This is a genomic window from Paenibacillus sp. FSL R7-0048, assembly GCF_038004505.1.
Lineage (GTDB): Bacteria > Bacillota > Bacilli > Paenibacillales > Paenibacillaceae > Paenibacillus_AQ > Paenibacillus_AQ odorifer.
In genome coordinates this window covers 2,847,024-2,862,170 of sequence record NZ_JBBORF010000001.1, presented here as the reverse complement: position 1 = coordinate 2,862,170, position 15,147 = coordinate 2,847,024, and the positions used below count along the sequence as shown (strand labels likewise).

Genomic DNA, 15,147 nt, shown 5'->3' with positions numbered 1-15,147 from the left:
TCGATAAGATTATTACAATAAATGGGTTTCGTCCAAACATTTTTTGTATATATGGTATAAATATATTAAATTCACCATTTATACATAATCATTCCAATTACGAAAAAACTCGTGTTTGTTAAGCAATCGTGTGTTCGGTATGATGCGTACATACTTTATGATAGTTTCACGCTTTGTTATAAGGCAGAAATTCATTTGGATTAATACTTCCAAAGAAGAGTTAAAGACAATTCTTTAGAGGATTAATATCTACTTGGATTATCCTTGCAGGCGTAGCTGAGCAGTCGAGATAGTGTCTATAGGTTGTTCTGATATAAGGGAAGCGAATATTGGTCCTGCCGGTAACATAATTAAATTTTGCGAAAATAAAAAAATCCTCGTCAACCTAAAGTGATTGGCGGGGATTTTTTCTATTTATTCGGTTGTAATATACTCACTAACTTCAAAGGTAAGTATCTTATCGAATACAACATAGTCTTTACGTTTGCTGAACGGACCTTTATTGTTTGAATGCTTATCAATAGCATATGATCCTGCACCTCTGCCTGCATCACGAGCATCGTACCAGTTCAAAAATGCATCCACTTCAGCATTTGGTAGGTCATATTCTTTTTCTGTTCCATTCACCAGAGTTATAGTAAGAATAGCTCGATGGCCTGTTGGCTGTTCTGGAGTTGCTGTAGGTTTTGGCGTCACTGTTGGTGTAGCGCTAGGCGTAGTAGTCGGTGTTGGCTCCGGTGTACTGGTCGGAGATGGAGAAGCTGTTGGTTCAGGAGTAATAGTAGGTATTGGTGTTGGTTCAGGCACTTCGGCTTTGCGTAAATCTGTATCAATTAGAGTAGAACCCAGTTGTCCCGCAGAAAACGTTATTTCTTTTACTTTTTTTTGAGTAGGTATGTCGTAATAATAAGAAGTCTTTGCAAATGCTTCAACTGGAGTGAAAGTTATGCGAGTGTTATCTTCAAACATAATCGTTGCTGTAAGCCAGTCACCTTGTTTTCTAACAAATAGTTTATCTGCAAATACAGGTTCACTAAATGTATGATGGTAAATATATCTAATTGTATTGCTAATTACTTTGTTAGTAGAATCATCACCGTCAGTAAGTTGGTAAGTTGCACCTTGTCCGCTAGTAAATAATTTACCTGCGAGTAAGGAATCTTCACCAAATTCAGAAGGGATGGGGACTGTCAACGGATTAATGGAGGTAACATTATTTACTGGTCTTGGGTTGTTATCATCATACCAGATCGCTCCTGTTAATTCTGCGCCTTCATCTAACGTGATTTCAACCATACGAATTTTTTTATATGTATTTTCATTCTTATAAGTTCCAGTCAATTTCAAAGCAGAGTCTGGGGAGTGGAACAGCAGGGCTTTATCTGTACCGTAAAATTTCAAATCATGGCCTGTTCCGGTACCTATTAAACTTATTTTGCTTGTTTGTTGCCCATCAACCCCGAGGTCAACATAAACCACCCGCGGCTCCGTGCTTGCGGAAGCGATATGTACAGGTACCGCAGTAAATAATAAAAATAAAACAAGTAAAAAATTTAACTTTTTCATAATAATTACTAACACCCCTTATTTTGTTCTTTTATCCTTATTATATAGATATGATAACAAACTTGTCTAAACATAAATTCCTATATATGTAATGAAGTGAATGAATAATGATAGTTTGTTCTTTATACCAATTAGTGAATAAGTTTCTTGTTGTTTTAAGAATGTACGTCTTTTTATCATAAAAAAATATGTTCTATTTTTAGGGGGCTATCAACGTGCATATGCGGATTGGTAAACCGTTGAAATTGTTTACTAAGATAAAGTTGGCAAAATTACTCAGCGCAAAATTGAAGTTAAAGGTATAAAGGACGGAAAGATTCGTGCACCATGCTTAAATACAGGAGCGCCAAGATTGTTTCTAATGGTAAATATATTAGCTTGGCAGCCAAGTGATAAAGGAGCAATTGCATGAAGCCATTAACGGATAAAGAGAAAGAAATGCTCAGATCATTAATTAAGATGATCAAAATAATTCACTATCCGCCAATTACGTGAACTTGCCAGGGAGGTAGGGGTGTCATCTACAGTGGTAATACATGCGTACATGGAGCGCTTGAAGAGTAAGGGGTAAATACAGAGAGGTAACATGCCACGAGCATTGAGAGTTATTAAGGGAGTCGACGAAGACAATGAAATCACAACAGCGTAAGAAACTTGAAGGTAATGGTCTTTGGGAGGGAAGTCGGATGTTAATGCCTGAACATAAAAATAGGATTCTGGACGATCCGCTAAATGAAGAGGTGCGATCAAAGCCTGATTTAGATCCCCAAGAATTAGCTGAAATCTCATAGGTACTAGCTCAATCTTTAGAGGATTGTAGTCCCATCACGATTACATTGTTTGGGGAATATGAGGACAGATCCATTCATGGAATAGTCATGAGAGTAGATCAGCACCTTAGACAGATTAAGTTTCGTTATGGCGAGAATTGGGATTGGATTAAAATAGAGGACATTATTGGAGCGAGTTCGTAATAAAACTTTGATGTACCGTTTATATGAAGATCTAAGGAGTTTGTGAGATGAGTGATGGTAAGAATTTAGTTACTATTGATATAGATAAATCGGAAATATTATTAATTTGCCGAGAAAAAATAGAGAAATTACTTGATGAATTAGATAATGAGTACGTATTTTGGGATACAACAGAGCCTGAAAAACGAACTTGTATGAGTTGGAATACAATTCAATTCAAGATACATTTTTCTTTGACGATAGATTTCCAAAATATAAAATCGGTGGGAAATGGTATGATCCGGTTAAAGAGACACGTACCTTTTTGGAAAAGTGGCTAAGTGAACAAAAGCAAATAATTATTGATTGGGAATAGTTTGAAGAAGAGGTACGATGAAACATATGAATAAGCACCATCAGTTAATGGTGGGGCTTATATGCTGGTCATTGGTGATAATTCTGGTTGCTAAAATGTTAAGAGTGCAGCTTTTATTTTTTCTCTTCAACTAACAGATTTACCATAATACTGACTGTACACTTTTTGAAGTTGGCTTCTCCAGATAACATTTATTAAAGTAATTGAGAGGGCTGCCTGAGTTGTGAAAAAGATAGCCATTTTTTTATGAGAAGAAAAATTTCGTCCCCAATCCGTCCCCTAGAGCAAGATTCACAAATTTATAGAGCGGCATCGATGATCAAAAAAAAAGAAAAAGCCTTATATAATAAGGCTTTTTCGATATAGGACGGATGGGGTTCGAACCCATGACCCCTACCCTGTCAAGATAGTGCTCTCCCGCTGAGCTACCGTCCTGCGACGAAATTTATAATACCATACGATAGAGTAGGATGGCAATTCTTTTTTATAATCAATATAGATGTAGAGTTGTATTTACTTCTTAATTTTCTCCGATTAAGTAGTTAAATAGCTAGAAAGGGGATGACCCTTCATCCCCCTGCACCGAGTCAGATAAAAAACGGGAGTAGAAATAGACTGCTTATTCCGAAAAAAGGGATACGGCGTGGATAGAAGCGGCGTCTTGGGTAAAAGCCGGGCTGGAACCCGAATTGTCTATAGTTCGACTGCTCAGCAGGCATTCCATTCATACGATCGACCATTTCATTGCTGGGAACCGCGAGGGTGATATAGTTCTGATCCACGTGAGCGATGAAGCCGTCAAAGGATTGACCATCAGTCGTTACTATACCTACATATTTATTCATGCAATTCCAAGCGACCTGTTGATGAAAATTTGTATTTGATTCCATGGATATCCTCCTCGAATGTTTCAATCCTGATAACAGTCTATGGTCCTTTGCCTACAACGTTCACGGCGTTTGCCTATATGTAGGAAGGTTAATTTTCAGGGATAATCACTGAGGAGGATTCGATTAGTTCTTTAATCAATACACATGCTTGTGCTGTACTTTCTAATCAGTATTATTCTTGGAGTTATTACATCTCCCATTTGCGGACGATGTTGTTTTAGACGGTGAAGTAGCTTGTGTTGATCCTACAACCGGAGTATCAGATTTCGAATCTGTTATGAGTCGTTTTCAAGCGAGACGAGCTGATAAAATAACTCAACTCACCGGGACACTCCCAGCGTATTACGCCATCTTTGATATCTTAATGTACAAAGATCAGGATCTGCGTGGATTGCCCCTGATGAGCCGTAAGGAGATACTGGCGGGGTTAACTCTACCGTCTGATAGCTTTGGAGTAGCGCCTCACGTTGAAGGTGCTGGAGAGGCATTGTTTGAGCAGATCGAAACTCGCGGTAAGGAAGGCATAGTGGGTAAACGTAAAAATAGCGTATATGAGACTGGCCGCCGTTCTCACGCGTGGCAAAAGGTCATCAATTGGACCTATGCTGATGTTTTCATAACCGAATATCGCAAACAAGAATTTGGTTGGCTGGCTGCTGTTCCATCCAGTACATCCAGAAAACTACGTCCAGCTGGGATTATTGAACTCGGCGCTTCACCAATTCATAAACAGGCATTCAGAGTTGTAGCACCGCAACTAATTAAAGGTGAGGATAAGGAGTTAGTTCATTTAGAACCACGGTTAAGAGCAAAGGTGCGAATGAGGAACTGGTCTAAATCCGGCATGCTCCGGAGTCCAGTGTTTACGGAGTTCATAGTATAAATAATAAACGCCCGCCGACTATTTAAGGTTGACGGGCGTTTTGCTTTAGGGATTATGGCACTCAATTAGTCTTAGGACATACTTACTATTAAAATCCAATGTTCACTATTTTCATCATTTTTATACAAAATAATACATTATATATATATTTTATTCATACTTAGTGCATATATACATTTTAATCAAATTTAATTATAATTTTCCTTGTTACTATATTTTTTAATTGGGAGGATTAACTAATGTTGAAAAAGAAATTGCTTGTAGGGCTCTTCGCTGTTGCTTCGTGTTTCGCTGCAGGATCGACCTCATTCGCAGCAACTGCTCCAATCACAACTCCTGACCCAACTCCAGTATCTAATGTAACGAGTGGACCTACTTTTGAACAAATTATTATTTACATGGATTCAGGAGAACAGAGATACATCCCTGGTGTCCTCCGTGAACTAATTTATAATGATGGAGCCATTATTTTACATGAAAATGGATGGGTTAGTGCCGTTCAATACGGAGCTGCAAATATATTTGCCTATGATGCATTAGGAAACATAAAGTCATTTACAATTCTAGTAGATAGAAATTAATAAAAATATTATAAAAAAAAAGCCCGCCAACCAGTGTAAGGTTAGCGGGCTAATTCACTAAATATGTTTACATTTGTATATAAAAACTCGATAATTGGAATATACTCCAAAATAAGGAAAGTAGGTTAAGTTATGAAAAAGAAAATTTTAGCTGGTCTATTAACTGTTGCTACCTGTTTTTCGTTAGGGTCGACCTCTTTTGCGTCCAGTACTTCTACAGTTCCGAATTCGTCACCTTCCGCAAACGAGGTAGTTGCTGCGGGAGAATATTATCAGGCTATTCTTAATCTTAAAGTCGGGGAAGCAATGTGGGTAACAGGGTATGACTTTTGGTACATCCATACGGATGGAAGTATTGAAGTAAGGCAAGATGGATTGATTACAGCTTTGTCTCCGGGGGCAAGCACTGTAGCCGCAGATTTCGGAAATGGAAATACAATGTATTATATAGTTCTTGTTAAGTAATAATCAAAATAAGCCCTCCATTTACTATAGGGAGGGCTTATTTATGCGCACTTTAAACTCGAACCTTCACGAATAAAACGAGTTCCTTTGATCCTAATTGATTCCGGTGTATACCCCTCTACAATTCCGCCATAATCCATAAGATGACCTATTGGATCTGGTTCCAGCCGAAATTATACGGATACCTTTGATTGAGAAAGAGCCGCTGTCAGGAATTCAGCATCGCTCTCTAAGACTTTGTTGTATTACTCATGTCTTCTCACTTTCTCTTCTTTCGATATTTCTTAATCAAATAAAACAAAATAAATCCTAGTAGCACCAAACCAAATATAGTGATCCATAGAGTTGCTGGATTCCCCACAATAAAGTATGTCTCTCTGTATTGAAAATCTTTATTGTTCATCAGTACAAAAACTCCTTGTTCTCCGAACTATCTATTTCTTCGCAACCAATCTTTTTTCTGCTTTAAAGTCCATCTTAATAACTTTATTGTTGTTCATGTAATTATCCCACGAATCATACTTCCAATTAGGTGAAAAGTTATGACTAATCACATCGATGTAAATACGACACTAAGTAAACACTTCCCGCTTCTGGCACATCTTTATTGTAAAGACACTTCTTGCATTGTAGCTGTTGCTCTTGAAGAAAAACGTGGACAAAATTGAGATTAACTCCTGACTGTCCTTGGTGAAGGGGAAGTATCCGATCTTTTTACAACTCCATAACAACTATCCTCCTAATTCTATAATAACCTGGTGTTAAGATGTATAAAGATTCATCATCTTAGATCCCAATGGAGGTAATCCGATTGAACAAGAAAAAGCGGTCCGCTACATTAGTTGTTATCCTGTTTTCAGCTGGTGTGCTTGCAGCCAGTGCGCTGCTCGTCCCCAGCCTGATGAATTCCGTAGTTTTCGCCAAGAACAGTTCGTCAATTCAGGGCAGTAACCGGCTGGCTTTGAGTGAAAGCACGATACCCGTGCTGAAGGTGGAGGCGCCGGCGCCAGTATCCACCATACAACAAGACCTGTATCAACAGATGACAGCGGCGCAAATCCAGCAAATCTATGACTTTATAGACAAGGCAGAAGATCCCCATACTTCAGGTCGGGAAGAAACCGAATCCGAAATCAACCGCAGACAAGTGTTGGACGATAAGTATGTGTATGACGGCCTCCGCCCCAAGCAGCAGCTGCCGTTAAAGGCTGGACAAGCAGATTTGTATCTAGATTTAGAAACCAATACGTACACCTACCCGGAGAGGAGTATGACTGATGAGGAACTGTTACAGCTGATTGACTGGTACTACCGGCTGAATTACTTCGTGTCCAAACGAAATCCGACTGTACCTCAGCTTCAGCCTCAGAAAATCAGCCAGGTTGAAGCTGAGGCACTGGCTTCTGACAGTGTGCGCAAGCTGTTCGATGCCGACGTGTCCAAGCTAAAAACATCGGGAATGCTGATTGAGCTGGGATTAACCAAACGTCCAACCTGGACAGTTCATTTTGCTCCTTACAAGACGCTTACCCTGCTCGGATCAGGCGAGGTATTCTGGGAATATGATGTGTTGATTAATGCAACAACCGGTGCCGTAGAGGATACGACAGCCATTAATTTGGCACTGAAGAGAACTCCCATCGACGACGACGCAGCCGGCACCATCCAGAAGGATGCCAGTTGGATTCATAAAGCCGTGCAGGTCATCACGGACAAGCAGGGAGAAACAAGAACCATTGTCAAAGCTTATCTAACCGATACCGAGTTTAACAACAAACGCGGGATGGTGGATGTTAAACTGTTGCTGGAAGATGGAAGTAGCTATACCGCGGAGTTCCGCTATCCCGATCAGACCCTTCGCTGCCTAATCTATGAAGCTTCTGACAAAGCCAATTAAGCGGAAACGTTACAGAAATACAGCAGTCGGGGCACCGCCGCCACACTGACTTTTTCAAGACCAGTTATTAATGTAATTGTGAGTATTACGCGATCACCAGATGGTTCTGATTCAGGTTGATCTGCCTTCTGAGGGGTAGCTGATGCTTTTGTTTGAAACTTAACTTTCCATTATTATTCAATGTAGTAACTACATAAAAATTGGTCTTACCGTTAGAAACAGATATATCTAAAAACCTATCTTATTACCAAGAAGCACAGTAGATGAAATACACAACATTAAAGGTTCTGTCTCTAAGAGCAGTATCTGTCGATATGGTGCAGAGGTTACATTTAAAGATGAGATCGGATATCCATATGAGTATGGTGTCTGTAAAACAACCTTTCTGTGATGCTTTAAAGTAATTAATATTTATAACTGTCAAACCACTTCATGTGTAGGTATGACTATTGTGCTACACTTCATTCGTATGTTCGAAGGTTCCACCATTTGTAAAATCTAGTGGCCCAAGCATTTCCTACTGTGCATCAAATCTCAGTCGAATGAATAGTACTCAGCAGCCTGAATCTTGTAAATATTAACATTTGATTATAAAATCAAACAAAGGCGGTGTTAACAATGAGATTAGTACTGTTCATGTTGGCTGGAGTAGGCGCGATTTTCTATCTCTCATTAGGAATCATCATTGTAAAGGTAATCCTTACAAGAAAATTACCAAATAATAATTACACTCCATTTGACTACATCACGGCCCAATCTCCTGTTGAGTTTCACGATGAGAAAAAAGAGATAGAAGAAAATGCAGACCATGGTGATGATAAGGACAAAAACATCATTTCATTATCAAAACGACGACCTTCTCTTCCCTGATGCGCAATAGGCTGCTACTTCTTCATAGCCTTTGGGAGAGGATTTCTGTAACTTCCTCTATCCCTTAATGTCATGTATCTTCGCACTACGTTTCACTCAATCATTTTTTGTTAAACTAAATTTAGATTTTGGTAATTTGTTTAGAGAGGAATTAATGATTTGAAAATATCTATCCAAACATTCTTAATCACCATGTCTTTGGTATTTGGAATTATCATCGTACAAAAAAGCCTTCAATTAATTTTTTCATCTTCGGTACTTATTAGATCACTAAATGTTGTAATGATTATTATTCTTTCTGGTTGTATTGGCGCTTTTATAAGAACATTACTTCTGCCAAAAGAGAAATAGGCTGCATTACCGCTAGATAGCCTCTATACTTCGCAATATGCGTCTACTTCGTCATGACCTTTGGAGGGACACTCCTACTCCTTTAATGTTCTGTATCATCGTACTGTGACATAAAAAAACTCTTACGTTATAATAATGTTGAATTAAATATTGAAGGGACTGAACTATGCGCAGATATCGATATCTTAACCCCAAAACAAATAGATAATGGAGGTAATATATTGATTACAGAAATACAAACCAAAAGACTAATATTAAGAAAAATGAAATTATCTGACTCTGCTAGTTTGTTTAACATTTGGTCTGATCCTGAGGTTACAAAGTTTATGAATATCAATAGTTTCACTGAGGAAAGCCAAGCAGTAGAAATGATTAAAATTCTTAATAACCTGTCTTTGGAAAGCAAAGCTATTCGTTATTCCATAATTGAGTTAGAATCAAATCGCATAATTGGTTCCTGCGGTTATAATTCTATAGATTCTTCAAACGCTAAAGCAGAGATCGGATACGATATTAGTAAAGATTATTGGGGCAAGGGATATGCTCCTGAGGCCATTCAATCTCTGATGGATTATGCGTTCAACACTTTAAATTTCAACAGGATAGAAGCAAAAGTCGAACCCGAAAACAATAATTCCATCAGAGTTTTGCAAAAGTTAAACTATACATTCGAAGGAACAATGAGAAAGTGCGAAAAGTCCAAAGGAAAGTTTATTGATTTAAGCATTTTCTCAAAATTAGTAACAGAGTAACTTTTAATGGGTGGGCCTACATTTTTATGGTGTAGGCTTTTTATTTACTTCACGTTGCTCAACTCAACTAAATGAATAGTTTGCGGCTACTTCGTCATAGCCTTTGGGAGAAGAGGGATACTCCTACTCGTCTAATGAACTGTATCTTCGTACTGTGTATTAAGTAGAGTAACTGTTGTCACATCCTCCAAACGATGTACACATTCTTCCAGTTTGTACTCACAAAACATAATACGGTAAATGATTTAATCAATAGCAACCTTTTAGTTTATGTCGTAGCTGCTGCTATTCTTGAGGCATTACATAATCTATATGACTTTTTATGTGGCCATCTAGAGCGGTAATCTACTACTACCAAAGCTTTCCCAGGCACACATCATGGCGCAATAATGGATAGATTTACTCTATTGGTCCCTATTAATCATCTATTTTTTATATGGAGCACTTAATTGACCATCTATTGATTACATTGTATAATACAGGTATATTATGTAAAATAAAGGCAGGTGAGGCCGTTGGATGGAAATATCGATTTAGATTTAGATATAAATCTTCTAGATCTTGATCCAGCCGTAAAAGTTCTTAAAATGATATATTCTTTTGAAAGCTGGCCCAATCTTCTAAAACTAGCAGATACCTTTTTCAACCGAATAACTCAAATTTATAATAATTACACACACAATAATGAACTGGAACTAAAACACCAACGACCTTTAATTTATTATTATGGATACAGCTTGCTTATGTTGGGACTAGCCCACAAAGAAATCGAAAATTATGATAAAGCTCGAACTTACATTAAAGCTTACAGTGATTTGAGTTGGTTCAAGGGATTAGATGCTGAAGGATTAAATGAGGTAGCCTATTATAAGTACATATCAGAGCCAAATCTCTTAGAAGTAGAAGTGCTTTCCGGAAATATTCAATTCATAGATCGTTATGTTTCTTTCCTTTTATCCAACACTAAAGAAGTTCTACCGGGACTGATAACTTTGTTAAAAACAGCTACTAATTTCAATTTAAACATTGAATCTCATTTAGAACTTTTCTCTAATAGTATTTCAAAATTTGAGGATACCGCTGCTGATGAAATTATAATAAATTCCTACCAAGAAACTTTTTTTATTAATATGATCAGATATAAAACAAAAATTCAAGATTATAATACAGCTATCAAATATAGCATGAAATTATTAGATTCTGCAGAGGTCACAAACTCTGATAAAATCTTTAAACAAGCAGTAGTATACTTCGAATCATTACGTTCATGTGCTGATGCTACTCAGATTAAAGATTTTGAAGAGAAAATAATAAATTTCAAAGAAAGGGTTGAGTCTCTGTGAAAAAATTTGCCGTCTCTTTATTGTTGGTCCTCACTATCGTCAGCATTGCGCCAGCACTGCCAAGTACCTCACCAGTGGTCTTATTCCACGGAGCAGAACATTAACATCAGAAGTACAGCGCGGGTTAGGAGATTGCTCCTAACCTGTTTTTTATGAAGTGCATTATGTAGTTATTGCAATAACATCCTCCATCTTGAACCAATCCCACTCCTCCTCCGACCAGCGGAGTTTAATTCCCTGTTGTTTATCCAGCTTCATCACAATACCTCGTTTTAATATATTCTCCATGGGATCAAACAGAGTGAGTGTAATCGGGCTGTGCTCTTCCATCGAACGATATAACAATATTTCAAAGCGCTCTATCTCCTGTAGATCTAGAGTGGGTTTTTCACGACGTTCCTGCTCATTATTGTCATCTATAATCCGGTTTTTATGTTCGGGCAATATCATTCTGCTACACTCCCATACGTTCTCTAATTTTTTCATCATGAAGCTGCCCTCCTAATAATCCGTCCAGTAATTCGTTTTACTACCATCTATCCCCCACTGGAGTTCTTGTGGCTCTGACTTTCTCTTTTTAAACCTAGGGTCAATCCTTTCCCAGCCTTCAATAATTCGGGCGCTCTCGGGTGGAGTGTGTGGGGTCCATTCTATATATTTTTCGTTAACTAATTCCCTAAGCCCACTAATGATCTTATCTGGTGTCCGTCCACTCTTGATCTCTAACTCCTGTAGAGTTGGCATATGAGCATGATGCACGGCAGAGTGGCGCATGATCATTAGTAGCTTTCGTGCGGTGTCACTAAGCATAGCGCTTTTTTTGCACAGGCTGCCAAGCAAGAATATTAGCCTCCAGAAATACGCGCGGAGCTCCGGTTGATAAGCAAGTTGCGCGAATATATCCCCCACGAATCCCTTTCACATCAATTTTCCGTTGAGATATCTTACCTGATTTATCTTGATACACTATTTCAATGGTTTGACCGATGCTTATTTGCATAATTACTCACCTTCCAAGGATAAGAACATTTGTTTGTATTATAACCAAACGTACGTTCGTTAATCAATGTAAAAATATCCCGTCAGGCATGAATTATTACATACAAAGTCATCGCTCAGGTTTATAATTTGTTCTATAAGCATTTATTGCATTTCCGCAAACAAACTAAGGAGTATGAGTGTTTTTTATATGTTATAGGGGGAAACGAATATTAGGACCGATGACTGAGGCTGAAGCTATGCGTGAATGGTTTACTCTCTCCGGTACAGTGAAGGAGATTTATATTATTGAGGTAGATGAGAACGATAAGGTAAGACGTCAGATCGGACCCACTAAGAAAAAAAAGAAATAAATATAAAGGGAAAAAACGTAAAAACACCCCGCCGACCCATTAAGGTTGACGAGGCTGTTTTTAATTTTTAAAAAGGAAACTGAGTAAGCGAGACTATTAACAATACAATCCCAACAATCGAGGATAGCACAGCCATTTTATCTTTCGTTTTCAAATACAATGCCGCTCCATTAAATATTAAAGCTCCGCACATCCCCAGCATAGTCCAAGACACTATCACTTGATCCTGGCCGCGGAAAAATGTGATTCCCAGAATGATTGTTGCTGCACTGAATAAAATACCGCACACTCTTAGTACTTTCAGCAAAATGCTCACCTCCGACAAATAAAACACGCTAATCTAATATATTGGTTCCGCCATAAATTATAATTCATAGATTACTATTCCTATATCTGGTAGAATTAACTAGCAATTATTAGCAGATTTAGGGGGATATCAGATTGAACAAAAAAGCTTTTTTATGTATCGTGGCAACTATTGTAATCCTTTCAGGATGTGGTAGTTCCACAACAAATTCAGAGAAAAAAAACACAACGTCTACAGGAGTTACACCGTCCGAAGCAACAGCCAGCCCTTCAGAGCCCACTCCTGAGCCAAAAAAGAAACTTACAGCTTCCGAGAAACTGGCTCTCAACTATGTGGAGATTTTCCTCAATGGTTCAGATATCGAAGCGAAAAAGAAATTCGTATCCGAAAATATACTTCCAGATGTACAACCCATTTTCCAAATGGCTGAATCTACTGAGACACCCGAGAATAATAAACTTAAGAACCCTACAGTAATTGAAACAGCTGATTATACGGACAAAGATGGCGGAAAAGATAAACTCGTGCTTATCCAAGGTGAGAAGTCTTCCTCCAATAGCGAACTTATCATTTTTATTAAAGATGACAAAGTTGGTTGGGGGTATTCGTCTAATGACAAAGATAAGGATGCATTTAACGAAGTGAGGAAACTCTTCAAGGAACCTGTAATTAATACTTCAGATTCAGGTAATGCAGGTACAACTGAACAGTCTCCTGAAGCGATGCTTAAAGAAATCAGTAATTTTGTCGTTTCAGATATTTGGAATGATGGATTTGTTGATATCAGCTGGTATGCAGGTTCTGGAACTGGCTCTACGGGTCAAACAATAGATATAGATTTTACAATCGAGCAATTAGGAAAAGCGATGAACCAAAAAATGGAGTACGATAATTATATCAACAACCTTGATGCAAAATATGATTCAATTAAAAGCATCTGGGCTAAGCTCTCAAGTGAGATGGATCGTATGTACAAACAAATCCAAGATACGCCTCCTATTGCAAATGATGCAACCACCAAAATAGATACAGGAATATTCACCCAGTACTTGGAAGCCTTTACTGATGAGGTTAACAAATTACCTAATACTTAGATTAAAAAATAACGTCCCTGCCGGCCGCCACGGTTAGCAGGGATTTTGTTCGGCTTTAATGGCTTGCGACTCAAAATAGTAATCCACCAGCGCATAGATGAAACCAGCAATACCGAAAAAAATAATAGCTGTACTACTATTCAAATGGTATTCCCGTATAAAGCGTTCATCGTACACCTCGTAAAAGAAACCATATCCCGCAATACCACTCAATAAGAATATCATTATGCGGTTTACTAAAGGATTAACTATCTTTCGAATAACCCATGATAAAGGAAGCAGTATAACCGGGTAAAGAAGAACTGAAAAGAGGAACACCAGAAAAATAAAAGCAAACCCAATGTTTTGAAAACCGTAATATTCTGTTGTACTTATTTTAGTTCCTTCCCAAAGCTCCAATCCAAAGGCTGCCAGGGTGAATAAAATCGTCGAAATAAACCATAACATTATAGGCTTAACTGCACGCAAAACAATCCCACCATCTTTATGCTTTTTATACTTACAGCCGATTTTTCAAATCATCATTTCGCACTTGGTTTTATTGAGGTTAAGAATGGCTTTTGCCCTATTCTACTATTATATGAAATAAAGTACTCCTCATTTACATCTATTAACTTATATATTCCTTTTGGGATTGTGACTGTATTTTGATCACCGCTCATATTTTGTATTACTATTTCTCTTTTATTTACTGACACTACATTAACAACAGCTGAAGTCCCTGCCATCAAAAAGTACCATATAATAAACAAAAAATGATCATGGGAAGTAGTGAGAATACTTTACGATAGTTCATATCTATTACCTTACACCTCTATTCATCGCCTTAATTATTTCACTTTGGATATTATATCATTAATTCCCATATATTATAGTTATGATTTCCCTTTGGAAGGGTTAATTGTCTTGTAATATGGGTAATCCATCTTCTCTTGAACTTCTCGAACTACATTTTCATTAGTAAGCGATTCTATGAAATATAAACCCAGATCAATCGAAGCTGCTACTCCTCCCCCAGTAAAAACATTTCCATCCCTTACGAACCGTTCCTTAACTACTTCGGAACAATAAGGTGCTAATAGTTCATATGCAGAAGGATTGGTAGTCGCCTTCTTCTGATTTAAGAAACCGGCAGCTCCCAAAATCAAAGCTCCTGTACACACTGACACCTTGTATTCAACCTCTCGGGCAGTCTGAATCCATGTTATAAAATTAGTATCGAATCTAAGTTGTCGAGTCGATAACCCTCCAGGGATAAATATCAAATCATAGGCTGACAGATCAGGGGAAACCTGGTTTATTTTCAACGTCAATCCTCGATCATCCGTGACTTCTTCCTTGTTGGAACAAAAATCCCACGATACATTTTCTATCGCCTTTAGAACTCCCATCCGGGTAACCGCATCATAAAAACCAACAAAATCTAACGTGGTCATCCCATCAAATAGAATATAAGCCATCCTCATC

Annotated in this window: 18 protein-coding genes, 1 tRNA gene and 2 pseudogenes; 12 read left to right on the top strand and 9 right to left on the bottom strand. The window is 38.0% G+C overall.

Going from position 1 to position 15,147, the window contains the following annotated elements:
- Positions 1-414 precede the first annotated feature (414 nt).
- Positions 415-1,566, bottom strand: a complete 1,152-nt coding sequence (locus NSQ91_RS12490) for a hypothetical protein (protein WP_076305218.1) — start codon at positions 1,564-1,566, stop codon at positions 415-417.
- A 629-nt stretch (positions 1,567-2,195) separates the two neighbouring features.
- Here NSQ91_RS12490 and NSQ91_RS12485 point away from each other — a divergent pair.
- The 3 genes and pseudogenes from NSQ91_RS12485 to NSQ91_RS12480 all read left to right on the top strand — a co-directional run bounded on the left by NSQ91_RS12485 (position 2,196) and on the right by NSQ91_RS12480 (position 2,895).
- Entirely contained in the window at positions 2,196-2,357 is a 162-nt protein-coding gene (locus NSQ91_RS12485) for a YolD-like family protein (RefSeq protein WP_143763934.1), read from the top strand.
- A gap of 15 nt (positions 2,358-2,372) precedes the next feature.
- Positions 2,373-2,540, top strand: a pseudogene (locus tag NSQ91_RS32035) (hypothetical protein); the annotation flags it as partial.
- A 47-nt stretch (positions 2,541-2,587) separates the two neighbouring features.
- A pseudogene (locus tag NSQ91_RS12480) lies at positions 2,588-2,895 on the top strand (group-specific protein).
- Between the two features lie 363 nt (positions 2,896-3,258).
- Here the strand turns inward: NSQ91_RS12480 and NSQ91_RS12475 are convergent.
- Both NSQ91_RS12475 and NSQ91_RS12470 read right to left on the bottom strand, forming a co-directional pair.
- A tRNA-Val gene (locus NSQ91_RS12475) sits at positions 3,259-3,330 on the bottom strand.
- Between the two features lie 152 nt (positions 3,331-3,482).
- Entirely contained in the window at positions 3,483-3,785 is a 303-nt protein-coding gene (locus tag NSQ91_RS12470) for a hypothetical protein (protein ID WP_036686108.1), read from the bottom strand.
- Between the two features lie 178 nt (positions 3,786-3,963).
- On the opposite strand from NSQ91_RS12470, the gene NSQ91_RS12465 reads away from it, so the two are divergent.
- The 7 genes from NSQ91_RS12465 (at position 3,964) to NSQ91_RS12435 (ending at position 10,927) form a co-directional block, all read left to right on the top strand.
- On the top strand, positions 3,964-4,668 hold the full coding sequence (locus tag NSQ91_RS12465) for an ATP-dependent DNA ligase (protein ID WP_076305219.1): 705 nt from the start codon (positions 3,964-3,966) through the stop codon (positions 4,666-4,668).
- A 239-nt stretch (positions 4,669-4,907) separates the two neighbouring features.
- The gene (locus tag NSQ91_RS12460; protein WP_076305220.1) at positions 4,908-5,249 is read left to right on the top strand and encodes a hypothetical protein; all 342 of its coding nucleotides are present in this window, start codon (positions 4,908-4,910) and stop codon (positions 5,247-5,249) included.
- 132 nt (positions 5,250-5,381) lie between these two features.
- Complete coding sequence (locus NSQ91_RS12455; protein ID WP_076305221.1) at positions 5,382-5,714, top strand: hypothetical protein; 333 nt, start codon at positions 5,382-5,384, stop codon at positions 5,712-5,714.
- Between the two features lie 811 nt (positions 5,715-6,525).
- Positions 6,526-7,611 (top strand): hypothetical protein, encoded by a 1,086-nt coding sequence (locus tag NSQ91_RS12450; protein ID WP_340917995.1) that lies wholly within the window; start codon positions 6,526-6,528, stop codon positions 7,609-7,611.
- A 618-nt stretch (positions 7,612-8,229) separates the two neighbouring features.
- The gene (locus NSQ91_RS12445; RefSeq protein WP_036686019.1) at positions 8,230-8,481 is read left to right on the top strand and encodes a DUF3951 domain-containing protein; all 252 of its coding nucleotides are present in this window, start codon (positions 8,230-8,232) and stop codon (positions 8,479-8,481) included.
- A gap of 572 nt (positions 8,482-9,053) precedes the next feature.
- On the top strand, positions 9,054-9,584 hold the full coding sequence (locus tag NSQ91_RS12440; RefSeq protein WP_076183325.1) for a GNAT family N-acetyltransferase: 531 nt from the start codon (positions 9,054-9,056) through the stop codon (positions 9,582-9,584).
- Between the two features lie 515 nt (positions 9,585-10,099).
- Entirely contained in the window at positions 10,100-10,927 is an 828-nt protein-coding gene (locus tag NSQ91_RS12435; protein WP_076189826.1) for a hypothetical protein, read from the top strand.
- A 162-nt stretch (positions 10,928-11,089) separates the two neighbouring features.
- Here the strand turns inward: NSQ91_RS12435 and NSQ91_RS12430 are convergent, their stop codons facing one another.
- The 3 genes from NSQ91_RS12430 to NSQ91_RS12420 are packed head-to-tail and all read right to left on the bottom strand — an operon-like array spanning position 11,090 to position 11,927.
- The gene (locus tag NSQ91_RS12430; protein WP_076279830.1) at positions 11,090-11,416 is read right to left on the bottom strand and encodes a YolD-like family protein; all 327 of its coding nucleotides are present in this window, start codon (positions 11,414-11,416) and stop codon (positions 11,090-11,092) included.
- Between the two features lie 12 nt (positions 11,417-11,428).
- Positions 11,429-11,767, bottom strand: a complete 339-nt coding sequence (locus NSQ91_RS12425; protein WP_076130556.1) for a hypothetical protein — start codon at positions 11,765-11,767, stop codon at positions 11,429-11,431.
- Positions 11,730-11,927, bottom strand: coding sequence for a hypothetical protein (locus NSQ91_RS12420; RefSeq protein WP_282579736.1), 198 nt, complete (start codon positions 11,925-11,927; stop codon positions 11,730-11,732). Before NSQ91_RS12420 ends, NSQ91_RS12425 begins: the two co-directional genes overlap by 38 nt.
- A 178-nt stretch (positions 11,928-12,105) precedes the next feature.
- Between NSQ91_RS12420 and NSQ91_RS12415 the strand changes: the two genes are divergently transcribed.
- The gene (locus NSQ91_RS12415; RefSeq protein WP_162636725.1) at positions 12,106-12,279 is read left to right on the top strand and encodes a hypothetical protein; all 174 of its coding nucleotides are present in this window, start codon (positions 12,106-12,108) and stop codon (positions 12,277-12,279) included.
- A gap of 67 nt (positions 12,280-12,346) precedes the next feature.
- Here NSQ91_RS12415 and NSQ91_RS12410 read toward each other — a convergent pair whose 3' ends face one another.
- A complete protein-coding gene (locus NSQ91_RS12410) occupies positions 12,347-12,586 on the bottom strand; it encodes a hypothetical protein (RefSeq protein ID WP_076189823.1) in 240 nt (79 codons plus the stop codon).
- A 134-nt stretch (positions 12,587-12,720) separates the two neighbouring features.
- Here NSQ91_RS12410 and NSQ91_RS12405 point away from each other — a divergent pair, with 134 nt between their 5' ends.
- Positions 12,721-13,680, top strand: coding sequence for a hypothetical protein (locus NSQ91_RS12405; protein WP_081391948.1), 960 nt, complete (start codon positions 12,721-12,723; stop codon positions 13,678-13,680).
- A gap of 33 nt (positions 13,681-13,713) precedes the next feature.
- Here the strand turns inward: NSQ91_RS12405 and NSQ91_RS12400 are convergent, their stop codons facing one another.
- Both NSQ91_RS12400 and NSQ91_RS12395 read right to left on the bottom strand, forming a co-directional pair.
- Positions 13,714-14,148 (bottom strand): hypothetical protein, encoded by a 435-nt coding sequence (locus NSQ91_RS12400; protein ID WP_081386269.1) that lies wholly within the window; start codon positions 14,146-14,148, stop codon positions 13,714-13,716.
- Positions 14,149-14,555: 407 nt separating this feature from the next.
- Positions 14,556-15,146, bottom strand: a complete 591-nt coding sequence (locus NSQ91_RS12395; RefSeq protein ID WP_076305235.1) for a DJ-1/PfpI family protein — start codon at positions 15,144-15,146, stop codon at positions 14,556-14,558.
- Position 15,147: the final 1 nt, after the last annotated feature.

Bases quoted from the DNA above. Each gene is read 5' to 3' on its own strand.
- NSQ91_RS12485 (WP_143763934.1), top strand. From the start codon at position 2,196: ATGAAATCACAACAGCGTAAGAAACTTGAAGGTAATGGTCTTTGGGAG.
- NSQ91_RS12430 (WP_076279830.1), bottom strand. From the start codon at position 11,416: ATGATGAAAAAATTAGAGAACGTATGGGAGTGTAGCAGAATGATATTG.
- NSQ91_RS12460 (WP_076305220.1), top strand. From the start codon at position 4,908: ATGTTGAAAAAGAAATTGCTTGTAGGGCTCTTCGCTGTTGCTTCGTGT.
- NSQ91_RS12395 (WP_076305235.1), bottom strand. From the start codon at position 15,146: ATGAGGATGGCTTATATTCTATTTGATGGGATGACCACGTTAGATTTT.
- NSQ91_RS12490 (WP_076305218.1), bottom strand. From the start codon at position 1,566: ATGAAAAAGTTAAATTTTTTACTTGTTTTATTTTTATTATTTACTGCG.
- NSQ91_RS12445 (WP_036686019.1), top strand. From the start codon at position 8,230: ATGAGATTAGTACTGTTCATGTTGGCTGGAGTAGGCGCGATTTTCTAT.
- NSQ91_RS12420 (WP_282579736.1), bottom strand. From the start codon at position 11,927: ATGCAAATAAGCATCGGTCAAACCATTGAAATAGTGTATCAAGATAAA.
- NSQ91_RS12470 (WP_036686108.1), bottom strand. From the start codon at position 3,785: ATGGAATCAAATACAAATTTTCATCAACAGGTCGCTTGGAATTGCATG.
- NSQ91_RS12455 (WP_076305221.1), top strand. From the start codon at position 5,382: ATGAAAAAGAAAATTTTAGCTGGTCTATTAACTGTTGCTACCTGTTTT.